This window comes from Marinobacter sp. MIT930201, assembly GCF_047122665.1.
In the GTDB taxonomy this organism is placed as follows: Bacteria; Pseudomonadota; Gammaproteobacteria; order Pseudomonadales; family Oleiphilaceae; genus Marinobacter; species Marinobacter salarius.
Genome location: NZ_CP138916.1, coordinates 3,283,980 through 3,300,452, shown reverse-complemented (window position 1 = coordinate 3,300,452; position 16,473 = coordinate 3,283,980). Strand labels below are relative to the sequence as shown.

Annotated in this window: 14 protein-coding genes; 4 read left to right on the top strand and 10 right to left on the bottom strand. The window is 56.5% G+C overall.

Annotated features, from left to right (window positions below; all coding sequences use genetic code 11):
* Positions 1–62: 62 nt before the first annotated feature.
* Positions 63–437, bottom strand: coding sequence for a hypothetical protein (locus SIC19_RS15040; RefSeq protein ID WP_091640828.1), 375 nt, complete (start codon positions 435–437; stop codon positions 63–65).
* A gap of 110 nt (positions 438–547) precedes the next feature.
* Here SIC19_RS15040 and SIC19_RS15035 point away from each other — a divergent pair, with 110 nt between their 5' ends.
* On the top strand, positions 548–1,117 hold the full coding sequence (locus tag SIC19_RS15035) for an NnrU family protein (RefSeq protein WP_036209321.1): 570 nt from the start codon (positions 548–550) through the stop codon (positions 1,115–1,117).
* A 4-nt stretch (positions 1,118–1,121) separates the two neighbouring features.
* Here SIC19_RS15035 and SIC19_RS15030 read toward each other — a convergent pair whose 3' ends face one another.
* Both SIC19_RS15030 and SIC19_RS15025 read right to left on the bottom strand, forming a co-directional pair.
* The gene (locus tag SIC19_RS15030; RefSeq protein WP_127401763.1) at positions 1,122–2,015 is read right to left on the bottom strand and encodes a sigma-70 family RNA polymerase sigma factor; all 894 of its coding nucleotides are present in this window, start codon (positions 2,013–2,015) and stop codon (positions 1,122–1,124) included.
* 25 nt (positions 2,016–2,040) lie between these two features.
* Entirely contained in the window at positions 2,041–2,493 is a 453-nt protein-coding gene (locus SIC19_RS15025) for a carboxymuconolactone decarboxylase family protein (RefSeq protein ID WP_127401764.1), read from the bottom strand.
* A 144-nt stretch (positions 2,494–2,637) separates the two neighbouring features.
* On the opposite strand from SIC19_RS15025, the gene SIC19_RS15020 reads away from it, so the two are divergent.
* Positions 2,638–3,483, top strand: a complete 846-nt coding sequence (locus SIC19_RS15020) for a DUF72 domain-containing protein (protein ID WP_127401765.1) — start codon at positions 2,638–2,640, stop codon at positions 3,481–3,483.
* A gap of 1 nt (position 3,484) precedes the next feature.
* Here SIC19_RS15020 and SIC19_RS15015 read toward each other — a convergent pair whose 3' ends face one another.
* The 5 genes from SIC19_RS15015 to SIC19_RS14995 form a co-directional block, all read right to left on the bottom strand.
* Positions 3,485–4,126, bottom strand: coding sequence for a response regulator transcription factor (locus SIC19_RS15015; protein ID WP_127401766.1), 642 nt, complete (start codon positions 4,124–4,126; stop codon positions 3,485–3,487).
* A gap of 54 nt (positions 4,127–4,180) precedes the next feature.
* On the bottom strand, positions 4,181–5,530 hold the full coding sequence (locus tag SIC19_RS15010) for a cache domain-containing protein (protein ID WP_075196987.1): 1,350 nt from the start codon (positions 5,528–5,530) through the stop codon (positions 4,181–4,183).
* Positions 5,531–5,723: 193 nt separating this feature from the next.
* Entirely contained in the window at positions 5,724–7,016 is a 1,293-nt protein-coding gene (locus SIC19_RS15005) for a TRAP transporter large permease (protein WP_075196986.1), read from the bottom strand.
* Positions 7,013–7,558, bottom strand: coding sequence for a TRAP transporter small permease subunit (locus tag SIC19_RS15000; protein WP_085679544.1), 546 nt, complete (start codon positions 7,556–7,558; stop codon positions 7,013–7,015). Before SIC19_RS15000 ends, SIC19_RS15005 begins: the two co-directional genes overlap by 4 nt.
* Positions 7,559–7,678: 120 nt before the next feature.
* On the bottom strand, positions 7,679–8,761 hold the full coding sequence (locus tag SIC19_RS14995; protein ID WP_007152684.1) for a TRAP transporter substrate-binding protein: 1,083 nt from the start codon (positions 8,759–8,761) through the stop codon (positions 7,679–7,681).
* 536 nt (positions 8,762–9,297) lie between these two features.
* Here SIC19_RS14995 and SIC19_RS14990 point away from each other — a divergent pair.
* Positions 9,298–10,590 carry a hypothetical protein gene (locus tag SIC19_RS14990; protein ID WP_127401767.1) on the top strand — a complete coding sequence of 431 codons (1,293 nt, stop codon included), beginning with the start codon at positions 9,298–9,300 and terminating at the stop codon, positions 10,588–10,590.
* 12 nt (positions 10,591–10,602) lie between these two features.
* Here the strand turns inward: SIC19_RS14990 and SIC19_RS14985 are convergent, their stop codons facing one another.
* Positions 10,603–12,546 (bottom strand): sigma-54-dependent Fis family transcriptional regulator, encoded by a 1,944-nt coding sequence (locus SIC19_RS14985; RefSeq protein WP_075196984.1) that lies wholly within the window; start codon positions 12,544–12,546, stop codon positions 10,603–10,605.
* A gap of 377 nt (positions 12,547–12,923) precedes the next feature.
* Here SIC19_RS14985 and SIC19_RS14980 point away from each other — a divergent pair, with 377 nt between their 5' ends.
* Positions 12,924–14,726 carry a flavin-containing monooxygenase gene (locus SIC19_RS14980; RefSeq protein WP_127401768.1) on the top strand — a complete coding sequence of 601 codons (1,803 nt, stop codon included), beginning with the start codon at positions 12,924–12,926 and terminating at the stop codon, positions 14,724–14,726.
* A gap of 60 nt (positions 14,727–14,786) precedes the next feature.
* On the opposite strand, the gene SIC19_RS14975 is transcribed toward SIC19_RS14980, so the two are convergent.
* The gene (locus tag SIC19_RS14975; protein WP_127401769.1) at positions 14,787–16,397 is read right to left on the bottom strand and encodes a BCCT family transporter; all 1,611 of its coding nucleotides are present in this window, start codon (positions 16,395–16,397) and stop codon (positions 14,787–14,789) included.
* Between the last annotated feature and the right edge of the window lie 76 nt (positions 16,398–16,473).

Below are 16,473 nucleotides of genomic sequence, written 5' to 3'. Positions count from 1 at the left end.
GTTCGTCCGGGATACTCGCATAAAACACCGTCCATACGTCCTGTACGTCATTGGTTAAAAGCTTATTCAACCAATCCGGACTGCGGGACAAGGCAGTTCATCGCGCTGAGGGCGACATCTCGGAACACCTGTTCCGAGGCGATCACACTTGGAAAACGATCATAAACCGCACGTCGGCAGGCCGATGTACGGGTCTCCCCTTCACTGACGCACGTCGAATGAGCCCCGGAGTCCGAATCCTGTCCAGTCGCGTCCTCACACAACACGGGGAGTTGGCGAACGACCCAGTCCATGGCTACGCTAAGTTCGACTGGATTATCCGCAAGGTTGGCAAAACGGCGGGCATCCACGGGTTGCGGGCGCTCCCGGGTCTGCTCCCAAAGTACGAACAACAGGGCTGCGGAAACCAATACGACCGTGACTTTTGGAAACTTCATGGGGCCTTCTCAATCCGGTAAAACAGGCTCCGGATGATAAACGCTTGAGGCTGCCCTGTCCCGGTTTGCGCAACTATACTGTCTGGAATTTCTCAACGGAGCATGGGTAAATGGCAACACTGATCGTTGGTCTGGTTTTATTTCTTGGCGTGCACTCTCTGTCCATCGTCAACGAACCGCTGCGCAATCGCCTGCACAACTCCCTTGGCGAAGGGGCGTTCAAGGGGCTTTACTCGCTGGCCGCATTGGTCGGTCTGGTTCTGATCGTTTGGGGGTATGGCAACGCCCGCCTCGACCCGACCGTCATTTACACATCTCCAGGCTGGCTCCGGCACCTGGCCATGCTCCTTCTGATTCCGGTCTTTCCCCTACTGCTGGCCACCTATTTTCCGGGCAAGATCAAGGCAAAACTTGGGCACCCAATGCTCGTCGCGGTCAAGCTCTGGGCTTTGGCTCACTTACTCGCGAACGGGATGCTGCACGACCTGTTGCTGTTCGGCTCTTTCCTGGCCTGGGCCGTGGTGGATCGGATCTCCTTGAAACGCAGAACCCAGCGGCCGATTGCGACCCTGCCGGCCAGCAAAGCGAACGATGCCATAGCGGTTGTTGGTGGCCTTGCGGTTTATGCGGTGCTGGTAATGTGGGCTCACCAATGGCTCTTCGGGGTGGCGCCAGTGTGACACCCTAAACACGTAACTCTGGCAGGTGGCCGGCCAAATGCCGTAGTTTGTCCGGGTTGCGCACGACATAGACCGACTGGATACGGCCATCCACCACATCCAGTGTCGTGATCTGTGGCAGCCCATCCTGTTCGATGGTCAACCATCCCGGTAGCCCATTCACGAAAACGGCTTTAACCCACCGAGGGCTGGGCGATGCAGACTTGCGCGCCACGCCTTCAAAGAACCGGCTGATCCTGTCGGCACCAAGAATCAGGCGCCGCGCTGCAATCCTCTTTCCCCCACCATCGGTATGCAGTATGGCGTTCTCACTCAGCAGCGCCTTCAACGTTGCCACATCGCCACTGCGGGCGGCGTCGAAGAATCGATCGGTCAGCTGATTATGCTCGCTTAAACTCACCTCATAGCGCGGGCGCTCAGCCTGCACACGTTTCCGGGCGCGGCTTGCGAGTTGGCGGCAACTGGCTTCACTGCGTTCCAGGCTCCCAGCGACCTGGCTGAAATCCAGCCCAAATACATCGTGCAACAGGAACGCAGCACGTTCCAGGGGAGACAACCGCTCCAGCGCCAGCATCAGGGCAAAGGACACATCACTGGCAAGCGCCTCGGCGCCTGCCGGAGTGTCCTGAATTTCGACTATAGGTTCCGGCAGCCAGGGACCATCATAGACCTCCCGCTGCCGATGAGCGGCGCGAAGGCGATCAAGACAAAGCCGGCTGGTGACCGTGGTCAGGTAGGCCCGCACATCATCGACTGACAGGTGATCGGCATGGTGCCAACGCAGGTATGCATCCTGCACCACATCCTCTGCCTCCGTCACCGAACCCAGCATGCGGTACGCGACGCCTGTCAGGTATCGGCGCCAGTGATCAAACTGATGCGCGGGCTGTTCATTCATGGCAATTGGTTCCCGGCGTACTTGGTTACAGTTTACTGTCATTCGGGTGAACCGCCCGAAAGCCCACGCTGATCCGGTTCCAGACGTTGATCGCACCGATCAGCAACGTCAGGTCGACGAACTCCTTCTCGGTGAAATTCGCTCGCCCCTGCTCGTAATCCTGACTGGGTGCACCGGTGTCAGCCACGTTCGTCAGTGCTTCGGTCCAGGCCAGGGCAGCCCGTTCACGAGGTGTGTAGAGCCCGGACTCACGCCAAGCGGACAGCAGGTAGAGCCGTACTTCACTTTCACCGGCTTTGCGGGCATCGCTGGTGTGCATGTGCAGGCAATAGGCGCAACCGTTAATCTGGGATGCCCGGGTTTTCACCAAGTGGATGAGGCTGTGTTCCAGCCCACAACTGCCAACGTACTCCTCCAGCCGGGTCATTGCGGCGATGGCATCAGGGGAAGCCTTGTAGGCATTCAATCGCGTTTCCATTATCTTACTCCTCTGCATGGGGGGACACGAGGTGGCATCATGTCCACGTAGGTTCTACAGAGGTAGACGGGGCAGCCCTGATGTTTGTGACATACAGAGACTAATTTTTAGCAGACCCTTGATAAACGGTGGTAAAACGGGACCATGGCACAACCCTACTTTCTCGGCTGCCCCCAGTGGCAACATCCCGACTGGACCAGCCGACTCCCTCCCGGTCAGAGCCCGCTGGCGCGTTACAGCAGTGCCCTCAATTGCGTGGAGGGCAACACCACTTTTTACGCCACGCCCAGCCAGGAACAGTGCCGACAGTGGCGGTCACAGGTGCCCGATGACTTTCGTTTTCTGTTGAAGTTTCCACGCCTGATCACTCATGACCGTCTACTGAGTGGCGCTGGCCGCGAAGCATCTGACTTTCTTGAGATAATTGCGCCACTCAACGATGTGCTTGGCCCCATTCTTCTGCAACTTCCCGCCAGTTTCGGGCCAGAGCGTCTAGAAAACCTCTGGCGATTTATGGATGCCCTGCCCCCGACCCTGACCTGCACCGTTGAGGTTCGCCACAGTGCGTTCTTTGACAAGGGGGAGGCCGAGAAAGCCCTGAATCGTGGCTTGAGAGAACGCCGCATTGCACGGGTGTGCATGGACAGCCGGGCACTCTTTGCCGCGACCCCGGATAACGAGGAAACACGCGATGCACAGCGCAAAAAGCCGCGAGTACCAGTGCATCTGCTCCCTGTGGATGCAGCGCCGGTGATCCGCTTTGTCGGCCATCCCGACCTGGAGGCCAACCGTCCGTTTCTCGCACCCTGGGTTGAGCGCGCAGCTGCGTGGATCGAGGAAGGGAAACGTCCCTATATTTTCATGCACATGCCGAACAAGGGCGATGCCCTTTCCCTGGCGGCGCTCTGGAATGAGTTACTGCGTGAACGGGCACCCATGGTTGATGCCCTGGACCTCGACGAGACCCAGCCCCAGATGGGGCTATTCTGACTCAGAGCAACTGCTGGTCATAGGCGTACTTGGTCAGCTCCGCCGTGGTATTCAAATCCAGCTTGGACTTAATGTTTTGCCGATGGGTTTCCACCGTTCTCACGCTGATGTTGAGCTCATTGGAGATGGCTTTACTGCTAAGCCCTTTGGCCACTCTGGAAAGAATGGCCTCCTCGCGGCGAGTAAGTTTGCTCTCCACCGGCTCCATTGTTTCCCCATGACGAAACAACGTCTCGGTCGCTGCCCGGCAGATGTAGGTGGCGCCATCAGCCACGGTACGAATGGCGCTCACCATTTCCTCAACCGATACGTCCTTCAGGATGTAACCCTTGGCGCCATGAAACATCAGCTGTGAAATGTATTCCCGGTTGTCGTGCATGCTGAGGATAAGCACTTTCAGATCGGGATAGCGCTCCTGGAAAATTTTCGTTGTTTCAATCCCGTTCATGTTGGGCATGCTGACATCCATCATGATCACGTCCGGCTTCAGGTCTTTGACCCGTTCCAGGACCTCCAGCCCATCGGTTGCCTGGCCGACGACGTCGATGCCCTTTTCCTGTTCCAGCCGCGCCCTGATACCTTCCAGGACAAGGATATGGTCATCGACCAGCATGACCTTCACTACAGATTCTGATGTGCTCATAGGACCGTTACCGTCAGGTTTACTACACCGCCAGGCTTATCCTTATTCTTTCGACTATGCCTGGTATTGTTTGAACGAGGCCATTATCCGGGTTCCGTTTCCTGGCCGCGGAGATACCTCAAACTCCCCACCCAAAAACTCCACACGCTCGCGCATATTACGCAACCCGATGCCTCGCCTGGCGTATGCATCTTTCTCGGCAATGCCTACGCCGTTGTCGGAAATACACAGAAAGAGCCCCTCCGCATCCTCTTCCAGGCTCAGCGCCAACCGGGTGGCCTGGGCGTGTTTCTCAACGTTCGACAAGGCCTCCTGAACAATACGATACAGCGTTGTAGCCACCTCCTCGGAAATATCCTCCTGCGGTGGCTGGATATCTATGTCCATAACGATCCCGCTACGTTCGCGGAAGTCATCCAGCAACTGGTTGAGCGCCGCCAACAACCCCAGGTCATCCAGTACGCTGGGGCGCAGATCATGGGAAATACGCCGTACTTCCTGTATCGCACGGTTTAAAACCTCTCCGCCTTTCACCAGTGACTCCTGGGCGACGGAGTCACCCTCTGGAATATGGGTCATGGCCGTCTCCAACCGATATTTCACAGACACCAGCAGTTGGTTGATGCCATCATGCAATTCCCTCGATACCCGGCGGCGTTCTTCTTCCTGATGTTGCACGGTCTTGTGGCTCAGCTCTTTCAGATTCTGGTCCGCCAAGCGATGTTCGTGCACATTAAACAGAACCCCCGCAGACACCACAACACCGATTGATACCATCAACGCCAACAGAATGGCCCACAGGGTCTGTTTAACGTTAGCGTCCACGCCCGCTTCGATGGCCCGCATCTCAGCGGCAATATCATCGATATACAATCCCGTGCCAAACATCCATTGCCAGTCTTCAATCTGTTCAACGTAGCCAACTTTATCCACTTCCCTGCCGGTGGAAGGCTGCTGCCACAGATACTGGTAATACCCTCCGCCATTGTCAGCAATCCGTATCAGATTCTGGATCAGATAGTTCCCGCTACTGTCCTGGAAATCGTACATATCCCGTCCGACCAGGGCCGGCTGTGCTGCGTGGACCAGGTTCAATCCGTCATGGGTGTAGGCATAGAAATAGCCGTCGTCACTGAATGAGGCCTCCTGCATCAGAGCCATAACCTTGTCGCGGGCTTCATCATCATTGGCCGCGTTCTGACGGACAAATTCGATAGCGGTGCGCATTATGGAAACGTAGTCTTTCAACGCTGTTTCCTTGGACCGCCGCAGGTTCTGCTCAAAAATCTGCAGTTCGCGTTCCATGAGTATGTCGCCCTGGTGCAAGGTCACCGCGGAGAAAATACCGGTCACCACCAGCAAGGGAACCAGGGCAAGCAGTATCAATTTTGTTCTTAACGACATGACCGTCACATTGTCCTTTATAAGCACACGCCATCTAGGCATCGGTTGCGAGACTCCATCAGTCTAACCCAAACCGTAAAAAAGAGCGGGCCTGGAAAAGAGTCTCCCAAGGCCCGCCAAACCTCCAGTCAAGGTACTTCAGCCAGATCGAAACATGCCCTCAGCGTCATTAATAAAAGCCTCCAGAACTCGCTCAGGAGGATGACATACCAAAGAACGCGGGGAAGATCAGGATCGCGATCAGCACCATTATCTGCAGCAGTATGAATGGCGCCACACCGCGATAGATGTCGGTGGTTTTAACCTCGGGTGGTGATACTCCTTTCAGGTAGAAAAGACTGAACCCGAAGGGCGGCGTCAAGAAGCTGGTTTGCAGGTTCATCGCGATCAGGATGGCGAACCAGAGCATATTGATACCCATCAGTTCAGCGATGGGCGCCAGAATAGGTACGATGATGAAGGAGATTTCGACAAAGTCGATGAAGAAACCCAACACCAGAATAATAAGCATGGTCAGGATCAGGAAGCCCCATTTCTCACCCGGCAGTTGCAGCATCCACTCCTCCAGCAGGTAGTCGCCACCGGTGTAACTGAACACCATGGAGAAGGCGGTTGCCCCTACCAGAATGGCGAAGACCATGGCCGTCACCTTGACCGTATCCCGAGAGCTTTCCCACATCATCCGCCAGGAAAACTGGCGATAGGCCACGGCCAGAACCAGCGCGCCGACGGCACCCAGGGCTGAAGATTCGGTCGGCGTTGCGATACCGGTAAAGATCGAGCCCAGTACCACAACAATCAATGCCAGCGGCGGTATGATCGCCATCAGGGCTTTGCCGATTTCCTGTGCCCGGCTGTCATCGCTATCCCGCGGCATCGCTGGCGCCGTTCCCGGCGATCGCCAACTGACGAACAGGATATACCCGATGTAGAGCCCCACAAGCACCACACCGGGGATCACCGCGGCCTTGAAAAGGTCCCCTACAGGCAAGCCGAGCACGTCACCGAGGATGATAAGGATGATGGATGGCGGCACAATTTGCCCCAGGGTGCCTGAGGCACAAATGGTGCCGCAGGCAAGCTTTTTGTCATAGCCATTCGCCAGCATGACCGGGAGCGAAATCAACCCCATGGCCACGACACTGGCACCCACCACTCCAGTGGAGGCGGCCAGTAAAGCACCAACCACGATGGTGGATATCGCCAGCCCCCCGGGCAGTCCACCAAACAGTCGCCCCATGGACTCCAGCAATTGCTCCGCCAATCGGGTGCGCTGCAACACGATGCCCATATAAATGAACAGCGGTATCGCCATTAACACCGTGTTCTGCATGATGCTCATAATGCGGAATGGCATGAAGGCAAACAGTTGCGGCCCCTCTGCAATCAGGCCAAAAATCAACGCAACGCCGCCGAACGTAAACGCAACAGGAAAGCCCCACAGCAGCATGAAGAGGCAGACCCCAAACATTATCATCCCGATCATGCCAGACCTCCTGCACCGTTTTGCTCGTCGTAGGCGGACTCTTTGACAAGAACCCTGAGAGCGAAGGTCGCCATGCCCACGCTGGCAACCGCCAGCCAGAATGAAGAAAACGGAATCAGCCCTTTAACAATAAAGCGGTAGGGCAAACCTCCCGGATCTCCGCTGCCTTCTCCCATGTGATAGGCATCAAGCATGTATCCCCAACCCAGCCAGGCGATCATGGCGGCAATCGGAAGCGCAAAAAAAAGGGCCCCAACAAGATTGACCCAAGCCTTGAAAGCTTCACTACGGCCGGCATAAAGAACGTCCACTCGCACGTGGCCATCCGTCCTCATGGCGTAAGGAATGCCCATCAGAAAGACGACGGCGTACAAGTGCCACTCCAATTCCTGCATCCCAATGGATACCTCATTGAAGGCATACCGAGCCACCACATCGTAGAAAACGTTCAGCATCATCAGGACAAATGCCACGCTTGCGACCCAGCCACACGCTCGAGATACAGCGCCTAACCCGTCATCCACAGCAATTAACCAACGCATTACAACTCCTCTTGCCGAAGCGGGGACTCCGGACCAATCGGGATTAAATAGGACTCATGAAAACACCCGAATGCCGACGCTTCTTGCGAAGCGCCAAGCATCCGGCCAATGGCGGGAAACTTACTCTTCCAGTTCGGCCATGGTGTTCAGGTAGGCGCGCTCGGAGATGTCGATGTAAGCACGTGTTTTGTCCAGATAGGCCTGCTGTGACTTGATAATGCGCTGACCTTGCTCGTTATCCCTGGAATACGCTTCCAGGACCTTTTCGTTAGCCGCGACCATGGCTTTGAAGATATCGTCCGGGAAGGTTTTGACCTTGACGTTCGGGTACTCGTCACGAATGGATGCCCAAGCTTGTGCATTGGCATGCACGGATTGGGTCAGCATGTCGTAGGATGCCGTACGCATAGAGACACGCAGAACTTCCTGCAGATCCGCCGGCAGGTCCTCCCAGACATCCTTGTTGATCAGGAACTGCAACTCGGTGGCGGGTTCATGCCAGCCGGTGTAGTAATAGTCAGCAATCTGCTGAAAACCCAGACGCAGGTCCAGGGCCGGGCCTACCCACTCAACCGCATCGATGGTGTTGCGCTCCAGGGCAGTGTAAAGCTCTCCCGGCGGGATGTTGGTAGGATTAACGCCAACTTCGGCAAAGACTTCGCCAGCAAACCCGGGGATTCGCATTTTCAGCCCGTCGAGGTCTTCCAGGGTTTTGATTTCTTTGCGGAACCAGCCGCCCATCTGGTTGCCCGTATTACCGCCCGGGAACGACAGCATGTTATGGGGCTCGTACACTTCCTGCATCAGCTCCATACCGCCACCGTGGTAGAACCACGCCCATTGCTCCTGAGCGTTCATACCAAACGGCATACTGGTGAAGTAAAGGGTGTTGGGCACTTTGCCCTTCCAATAATAAGACGCTGAATGGCCCATATCGTATTGGCCCGCTTTAACCATATCAAAGACGCCAAAAGGCGCTTTGTGGCGGTTGGCGGAGTCGATCCGGATCTTGAGCCGGCCGTTGGACATTTTTTCGGCCATTTCCGCCATGTTCTTGGTGGCATCACCGAAAATCGGGAAGTTCGGCCCCCAGGTTTCTGCGAGTCGGAGGGTGTAGCTCTTATCAGCAGCGTGGGCAAAGGACGTGAACAGCACGGAGAACACCACTGCGGCGGTCGCAGCAGCTTTCAAGAAGTTTTTCATGATCTTGTTCCTGTTGTGTTTGTTGTATTAGAACGATGCTCGGGTCGTCATTCGCGACTTATGGTCACGATTTGAGCGAGAACTAACAATCCGTAGGAATGACCAAACCAATACGCAGTGATTACTTAGAACGCCGCAAAAAAACTACGTATTAATACTTAGAGGTATATCCAACTCCTGCCCACCGTTTAAATTTGTAATCGCTAATAGTCCCTCCGCGCCCAAGCAAATGTCCCGGCTGCCGGGTCGATTGCATAAAATGTATAAATAACAGCGAACTAAGGAACCAAAATCGCCCCGAGAGCATGTAACGCTCAGTCTCACCGTGTATCGCTCTGTAAGCGCCAACTTCCTGACGATTCTCACCCGAAAAACCCTGAACCAGACCGCATATAACCGAAAAATGCCGCTGTAAGATTCGTCCGAACTCGTCAATAAATTGGTGCGAAACAATGTCAACTTGCGGCAATAATTTAACGAAGCATGGACTGCTGACTCTATCTCTAGCGGTTCTGCTTTCGGGCTGCGGTCTCGACATGACGTCCTCAGACAACGCCACGACACCACAGTCAGAAGCGTCAACCACTCCGGCGGCTGAAACGGTTGAGCTTGCCGGCGCCGCCATGAAAGGCGTTATTCAACAAGGCCTGGTGACCGCCACTCGCCTGATATCCGACAAAGACGGCTACTATGCTCCACAGCGACAGGCCGCAAAACCGGTTTTGACAGCAAACGACGGTAGTTATGTGTGGCAATTGCGAGGAAAGGCGGACAGCTGGGCTTTGGTAGAACTTACCGCTGACAGTAATACCCGCATGACTTGCGACGTCGTTCCCCAATGCGAACGCAGCGGCGCCGAGCCGGTTGCCTTTGGCGACACCATGATGCTGGACGATAGTTTCAGTCTGCGCGGAGCCGGTGATCTTCGCATGGAGACCGTCAACCTCACGCCGCTGACCCATTTGGCCGTGGCGCTGGCTGAGCGTAGCGAGAACGGGCTCTCCCCCGATGCACTCTCTGGGGCCTATGAAAGGGTTGAAAGCTGGTTTGGCCTGGCAGCGGGCTCCTTGCGCCTCGACCCGCCAGACCTGACTCGCCTGGACGAGTTTAACGGCGTGTCTGCCGATGCCCTGCAGGTCGCCGTTGCCAATGCGGCTTTCCTTGCCCTGGTCAACAACAACGCCCAATGGAACAACATTTCCGATGTCCTGAACAACGTGGCAACCCAGATTCTCGAAACCGGCCAGATCAGCCTGATGGGCGACGGCGAAAACATCGCTCTGGCCGATCTCGTGTCTGCCGCAGCAGTGCAGGCCTCTGAGCTGCAGGCCAAGGTGGACTCGAGCGTCATCAGCCAGAGACTCGTGGTGGCCGAATACCGCTACGTACAACGCTTCAAGACCATTGCAGAGGTATACGGCGAAGACGACACCAGCGTTGTCGATACACCAGAGCCCGATACCAGTGACGACAACAGCACTGGAGATACTGTCGCCGACAACGGAACGGACAACGACACCAGCGAACCGCCGGCCCCCGAGCCAAGCCCCGAGGACACCGTTCCGGCCAACGCAGCCCTGCTAAGCTGGACCGCGCCGCTCACCAGAGAAAATGGAGACAGTCTCGCAATGGGCGAAATTGCCGGCTTTGAGGTGGTTTACGGCAACAGCGAGGACAGCCTGGACCAAAGCCTGGCCGTTGGCGACGCCTCTATCGACGAGTTGCTGGTGGACGAGCTCACCGAAGGCACCTGGTACTTCGCTATCCGCACCCTGGATACGGATGGCAACCGCAGCCGGTTGTCAGAGGTGGTCTACAAGCAGATATAATGCAGCGTAGACTTATATTTTGCTTTGGAACCTCGGCGCCTCAATCGCCTGCTGCTGCATCCAGCGATAGATAGTCGGGCGTGACACTCCATAACGACGTGCGACCTCAGAGACGTTCCAGCGATATTTCTTTAGTGCCGCCAATAACGGATCGCTCTCGTCGGGGTCGACATCCCGCTCAACGCTCGTTGCCGCGATCGCAGGATCTCTCAAGCACTCGTCTGGTAGGTCATTGGCCGTGATCTGTCCATCGTCGCAGGTAGCTTCTGCAAACGCCAGTGCATTAACAAGCTGACGAATGTTACCCGGCCAGTCATAGGCAAGCAGCGCACTCATCGCATCTGCCCGGATTCGAACATCGGGCAGCTGTCCCTGGTCGATCAGGTGTGTGAGTACCCGGTTAATGACATGCTGTCGGTCAGCCCTTTCTCCCAGAGAGGGCAAGCGCAGCGTGGCCCCATTCAGCCGGTAATAGAGGTCAGCGCGGAACGCACCATGTTCAATCAGTTGGCCCAGGTCCTGGTGCGTGGCGGCTATCACGCGACAGTTCACTTTCACGGGACTGTCGGCGCCCACTGGCAGAATTTCGCCTTCCGCCAGCACCCGCAGCAGCCGGGTCTGGAGCTGCAGGGGCATATCCCCGATTTCGTCCAGGAACAATGTCCCACCATCCGCCTGCTGGATCATTCCCCGCATTCCTCTGGCCCGCGCACCGGTAAACGCGCCCGCCACGTACCCGAAAAGCTCGCTCTCGATCAGTGACTCGGGAATGGCTGCGCAGTTTACGGCAACAAACGCCCGTCGGGAGCGGTGGCTGGACTGGTGTATTGCCCGGGCAAGCACTTCCTTGCCCGTGCCGGTCTCACCCAGCACCAGCAGCCCGACATCTCTGTTCCTCAGTCGTTTGGCAAGGCCAAGAGTTCGCCTCATGACGGGGTCATCCGCTGCCAGCGCATCTAGCTCAGGCACAGATTCATCAGTGGGCAGGGCGTCAGAAGATGCGGAAGCCGTCGACTTGATCCTAGGCTGGATCAACGCTGCAAAAAAGGTATTGCCACTGATGCAGTGCCTGAACGCCCTGACCTGATCATCCTGATCGTAAGGGATGCTCCAGATGTCCCTTAACTCGCATTCAAACAGGCTGGTCAGCTTGGTATCGCTGCCGTTTCCATGGCTCCACATGAGTGAACGACCGGCTGTATTGGCGGCCTCCACGCACCCATCCCCGTCAATGGCGAACAGGTACTGGCCATTTACCTGCACAAACTCCCGCGAGGCATCACACCGGAAGACCGTCTGATTGCGATAACGGCGGAGGAAATAGGCGTCCTCAATCATGCGGGCGTAGAGCTGGGTAAGGTGCAGTGCAAACGTCTGGCTGCTGTGTGGATCAGGCGAATCCAGAGCCGAAATATCGAGTACCGCAAGCAGGTTGCCCAGCGGATCAAGAATGGGCGCCGAGGTGCAGGTCAAGCTTATATGGGTTGCATCGAAATGGTCGACCCGGTGACATGTCAGGGCCTGCCCCTCTTCAATACACGTACCCACAGCACAGGTGCCCGCGTACTTCTCACTCCAATCGGCCCCCAGGTACAAACCGGCTTTACGCAAACGTTGGTCAGAACGCCGATCCCCCAGAAACTGCACGGTAATGCCCCGGTGATCCGTCAACAACAGCACATAACCCAGCTTTGCGATATTCATATACAGTTGCTCAACGCCGGCCCGAGCCACGTTGAGAAATTCATCGACCGAGTCCTGATGCTCCCTCAGGGTTTGATGAGTCACGATCCGGGCACGACGCGGCTGGCTCGGGTCCAGTCCGTACTCGTCAATACATCGCTTCCATGAGCGACCAATCAGTTCGGACTCCGGAGATAAAGCCGCACACACGCCTTCATCCGTATAACTTAGAATCGTATCTATGTGGCGCCGCTGTGCCTGTTGCATCGTCATGCCAAGCTCCTGCATTGCTCTGATATTGTTGTTGTCATTTACGATGAGATACTGCTTCGTCGTTCTGACAGCCTATACCGGATTACCCGGCATCAACATCCTCCTTTAGTGCCTGAGTGATCGTTACACCTGTAACGCATTTACAGGCAATCGCATTACAGCCGTAATGCCAGGGCCTTCTGCCACATGGCTCCGCCACCCCCTCCTCCTTTCACAAAAATCCCTGAAACCCCTTTATTTCAGATACCTGGAAAATAAAAAGCCCTTGGAGACCGATGTGGCACGTCATCTGCTCCGTTCCTATTAGCGTGTTCAACAACGCACCGGGGATCAAAGACTCCCCGCCAACAAAAACAATGGAAATCTGGAGAACCGTGATGACCGAAACCCAAATCACCCCCACCCAACGAGTTCAGCAGTGGCTTGACGGGTTCAGCGAGATACTGCAGTCGAGCGATCCTGGAAGGGCGGCGGAACTGTTTGAAGCAAACGGCTTCTGGAGAGATCTTGTTGCAATAACCTGGAACATAAAAACCCTGGAGGGCCGGGACCATATCCGCGACATGCTGGAACAGACCTCGAAACATGTCCTCCCCAGCAATTGGAAGGTTGCCGAAGACGCGACAGAACAGGACGGCGTGACCGAAGCCTGGATTACCTTCGAAACCAGGGATGCTCTGGGTAAAGGGCACATCCGGCTTCGCGATGGCGGTGCCTGGACCCTGCTGACCACCATGCAGGAATTAAAGGAGTTTCCCGAGAAGAAAAACTTTCTTCGACCCAAAGGCGCTCAGCATGGAGCGACCAAGTCACGGAAAACCTGGCTTGAGGCAAAGCAGGACGAAGAACAGGAACTGGGATACAGCCGCCAGCCCTACTGCGTGATCATCGGCGGTGGACAAGGGGGCATTGGCCTGGCCGCCCGTCTGCGGCAACTGGACGTGCCAACGATTGTGATCGAGCGAAACCCGAATCCAGGCGATTCCTGGCGCAACCGCTACAAGTCTCTTTGCCTGCATGACCCGGTCTGGTACGACCACATGCCTTACCTGCCGTTCCCGGACCACTGGCCCGTTTTCGCGCCGAAAGACAAAATCGGCGACTGGCTCGAAATGTACACCAAGATTATGGAGCTCAACTACTGGAGCTCAACGGAGTGCACGGGTGCGCGATACGATGAGGCCAGTCAGGAATGGGTCGTGGAAGTGGTTCGGGACGGAGAGCAAGTCACCCTTCGCCCCAAGCAGCTCGTCCTGGCTACCGGCATGTCGGGCATCCCCAACATACCCGACATTCCCGGAATGGACAGTTTTGAAGGCGAGCAACACCACTCCAGCAAACACCCCGGTGGCGCTGCCTATAAAGGCATGAAGTGCGTAGTCCTGGGTGGAAATAACTCCGCACACGATATCTGCGCTGCGTTATGGGAGAACGACGCCGACGTCACCATGGTTCAGCGTTCATCAACCCACATCATCAAGTCCGACACTCTGATGGAGCTGGTGCTAGGCCCACTCTACTCCGAAGAGGCGGTACAGAACGGCATGACCACAGAAAAGGCCGATCTCACATTTGCGTCGGTGCCCTTCAAAATCATGCCCGATATGCACATCCCGGTTTACGAGCAGGTCGCCGAACAGGATGCGGACTTCTACAGTCGGCTGGAGCGAGCAGGGTTCCTGCTGGACTTCGGCGATGATGGCTCAGGGCTGTTCATGAAATACCTGCGCCGTGGCTCAGGCTATTACATCGATGTCGGTGCATCCGAACTTGTCGCCCAGGGCGAAATCAAGCTCAAAAGCGGGGTCGGCATTGAACGCATCACCCCCCGCTCTGTCACCCTGACGGATGGCACCGAACTGCCGGCCGACCTGATTGTTTATGCCACCGGCTTCGGCTCAATGAATGGCTGGGCGGCTCGAATCATATCCCAAGAGGTCGCCGATAAAGTCGGAAAGTGCTGGGGTATGGGATCAGACACCACCAAGGACCCTGGCCCATGGGAAGGCGAGCTGCGCAATATGTGGAAGCCAACGCAACAGGAAGCGCTCTGGTTCCACGGGGGCAACCTGCACCAGTCACGCCACTACTCGCTGTATCTCGCACTTCAACTGAAAGCCCGAAAGGAGGGCATCGACACGCCGGTGTACGGTATGGAAAACGTTCATCACCTTTCCTGACTCCAGGATGGCTGGCCTCGGCCAGCCATCAACAGTGATCAGCAACCAATTCAGGTCAGTTCACAACTGCTCCGGCCGCGGTGGACTGCCCACCCTCACTTCGCTGAGTTTCTCCTGGGCCAGGCCGCGGAACAGGGCAAACATCATGGCGAATACGAGGATGAACATCGGCAGGCCAACCACGGTGATCACTTCCTGCAACGCGGTCAGCCCGGCGTCACCGGCAAGTACGATCAGCATCGCTGCCAGCATGCCTTCAGACACACCCCAGAAAACGCGTTGATGCCAGGGGCCCGGGTCCGGCGAGCCCGTGCATAACATATCGACCACCAGGGAAGCGGAGTCCGATGAGGTCGCGAAGAAGATGGCGACAATCACAACCGCCAGGCCCTGAATCAACGTAGCCCCCGGAAAGTTTTCGAAGAACGCGAACATGGCCAGGGGAACACTTTCCCCTACGGCTTGTGACAACACCCCCGCCTGTTCGCCCAGCGCCTCCCTGGCCTCCGGCCCAATGCCATCGATCTGCATTGCTGACCAGCCGAAAATGGCGAACCAGATCAGGGTGAAGATTGATGGCGCGAACAGGACCCCGAGCACGAATTCACGGATGGTCCGCCCCCGTGAAATCCGCGCCACGAAGATTCCGATAAAGGGCGACCAGGTCACCGTCCAGGCCCAGTAGAATACCGTCCAGCTGCCCTGCCATCCCCAGCCGCCATCGTCGCCGGTATAGCTTGCAAGTGTGTCGTTCCAGAAGGCCATGGGCAGCAGGTTCGATATGTAGAGGCCAAACGTCTCAACCACGGCTCGCAGAAGGAAAACCGTCGAACCGGTAAAGAGCACGAATACCATCAGGCCAACGGCCATACCGATATTGATGTTGGACAACCGCTTCACACCAGAGTCCAGCCCGGCGACGATCGACCCCACAGCGACGGCCGTCAGGATGGCAATGATCAGCACCTTGGTGATTACCGCATCCGGAATGCCAAACAACTCAGTCAGCCCGGCGTTGATCTGCTGCGTGCCCAGCCCGATTGACACCGCCACACCGAACAGCGTGCCGAGGATTGCGAACACATCGAGAGTCTTGCCGAGAGGCCCGTATATGCGGTCGCCGATCAACGGATAGAACACCGAACTGAAGCGCATCGGCAGGTCGTAACGATAGATAAAATACGCAAAGGCAAGCCCCGGCATGGTGAAGATCGCCCAGGTGTGCAGCCCCAGGTGGTAGATAGCGAAGCTCATGGCATCGTCGGCGGCTTCGACCGAATAGGGCTCGACATTCGGCCTCGGCGGGGAAGAAAAGTGCGAGATGGGCTCGGCCACGCCCCAGAACATCAGCACGGTGCCGATGCCACCGGCGAACAGCATGGTGAACCAGGAGATATTACTGTAGGCCGGTTTCGCGTCGTTGCCGCCCAGCCGGATGGCGCCGAATCGGCTGAGCGCAACCCACAAGAGGAACGCTACCCAACTCGTCACCCCGAAAATGAAAAACCAACCCAGGTTGGTAACGATCCATTCGCGCCCCGCTCCGAAGGCCTCTCCGATTGGGCCTGGCGCAATCAGGAGCACAACCAGAAACAGGATCATGATCCCAGCGGACGTGAAAAAGATGGTCGGGTTGGTCCTGAGACCCAACTTTCTTGCGAGAGCTTCCATGGCGATTTCTCCCCGAGTCTTTCCGACAACATAGGAGCTAATCGAACGGCACGCCAAATTGTGGGCGAGATTTCAT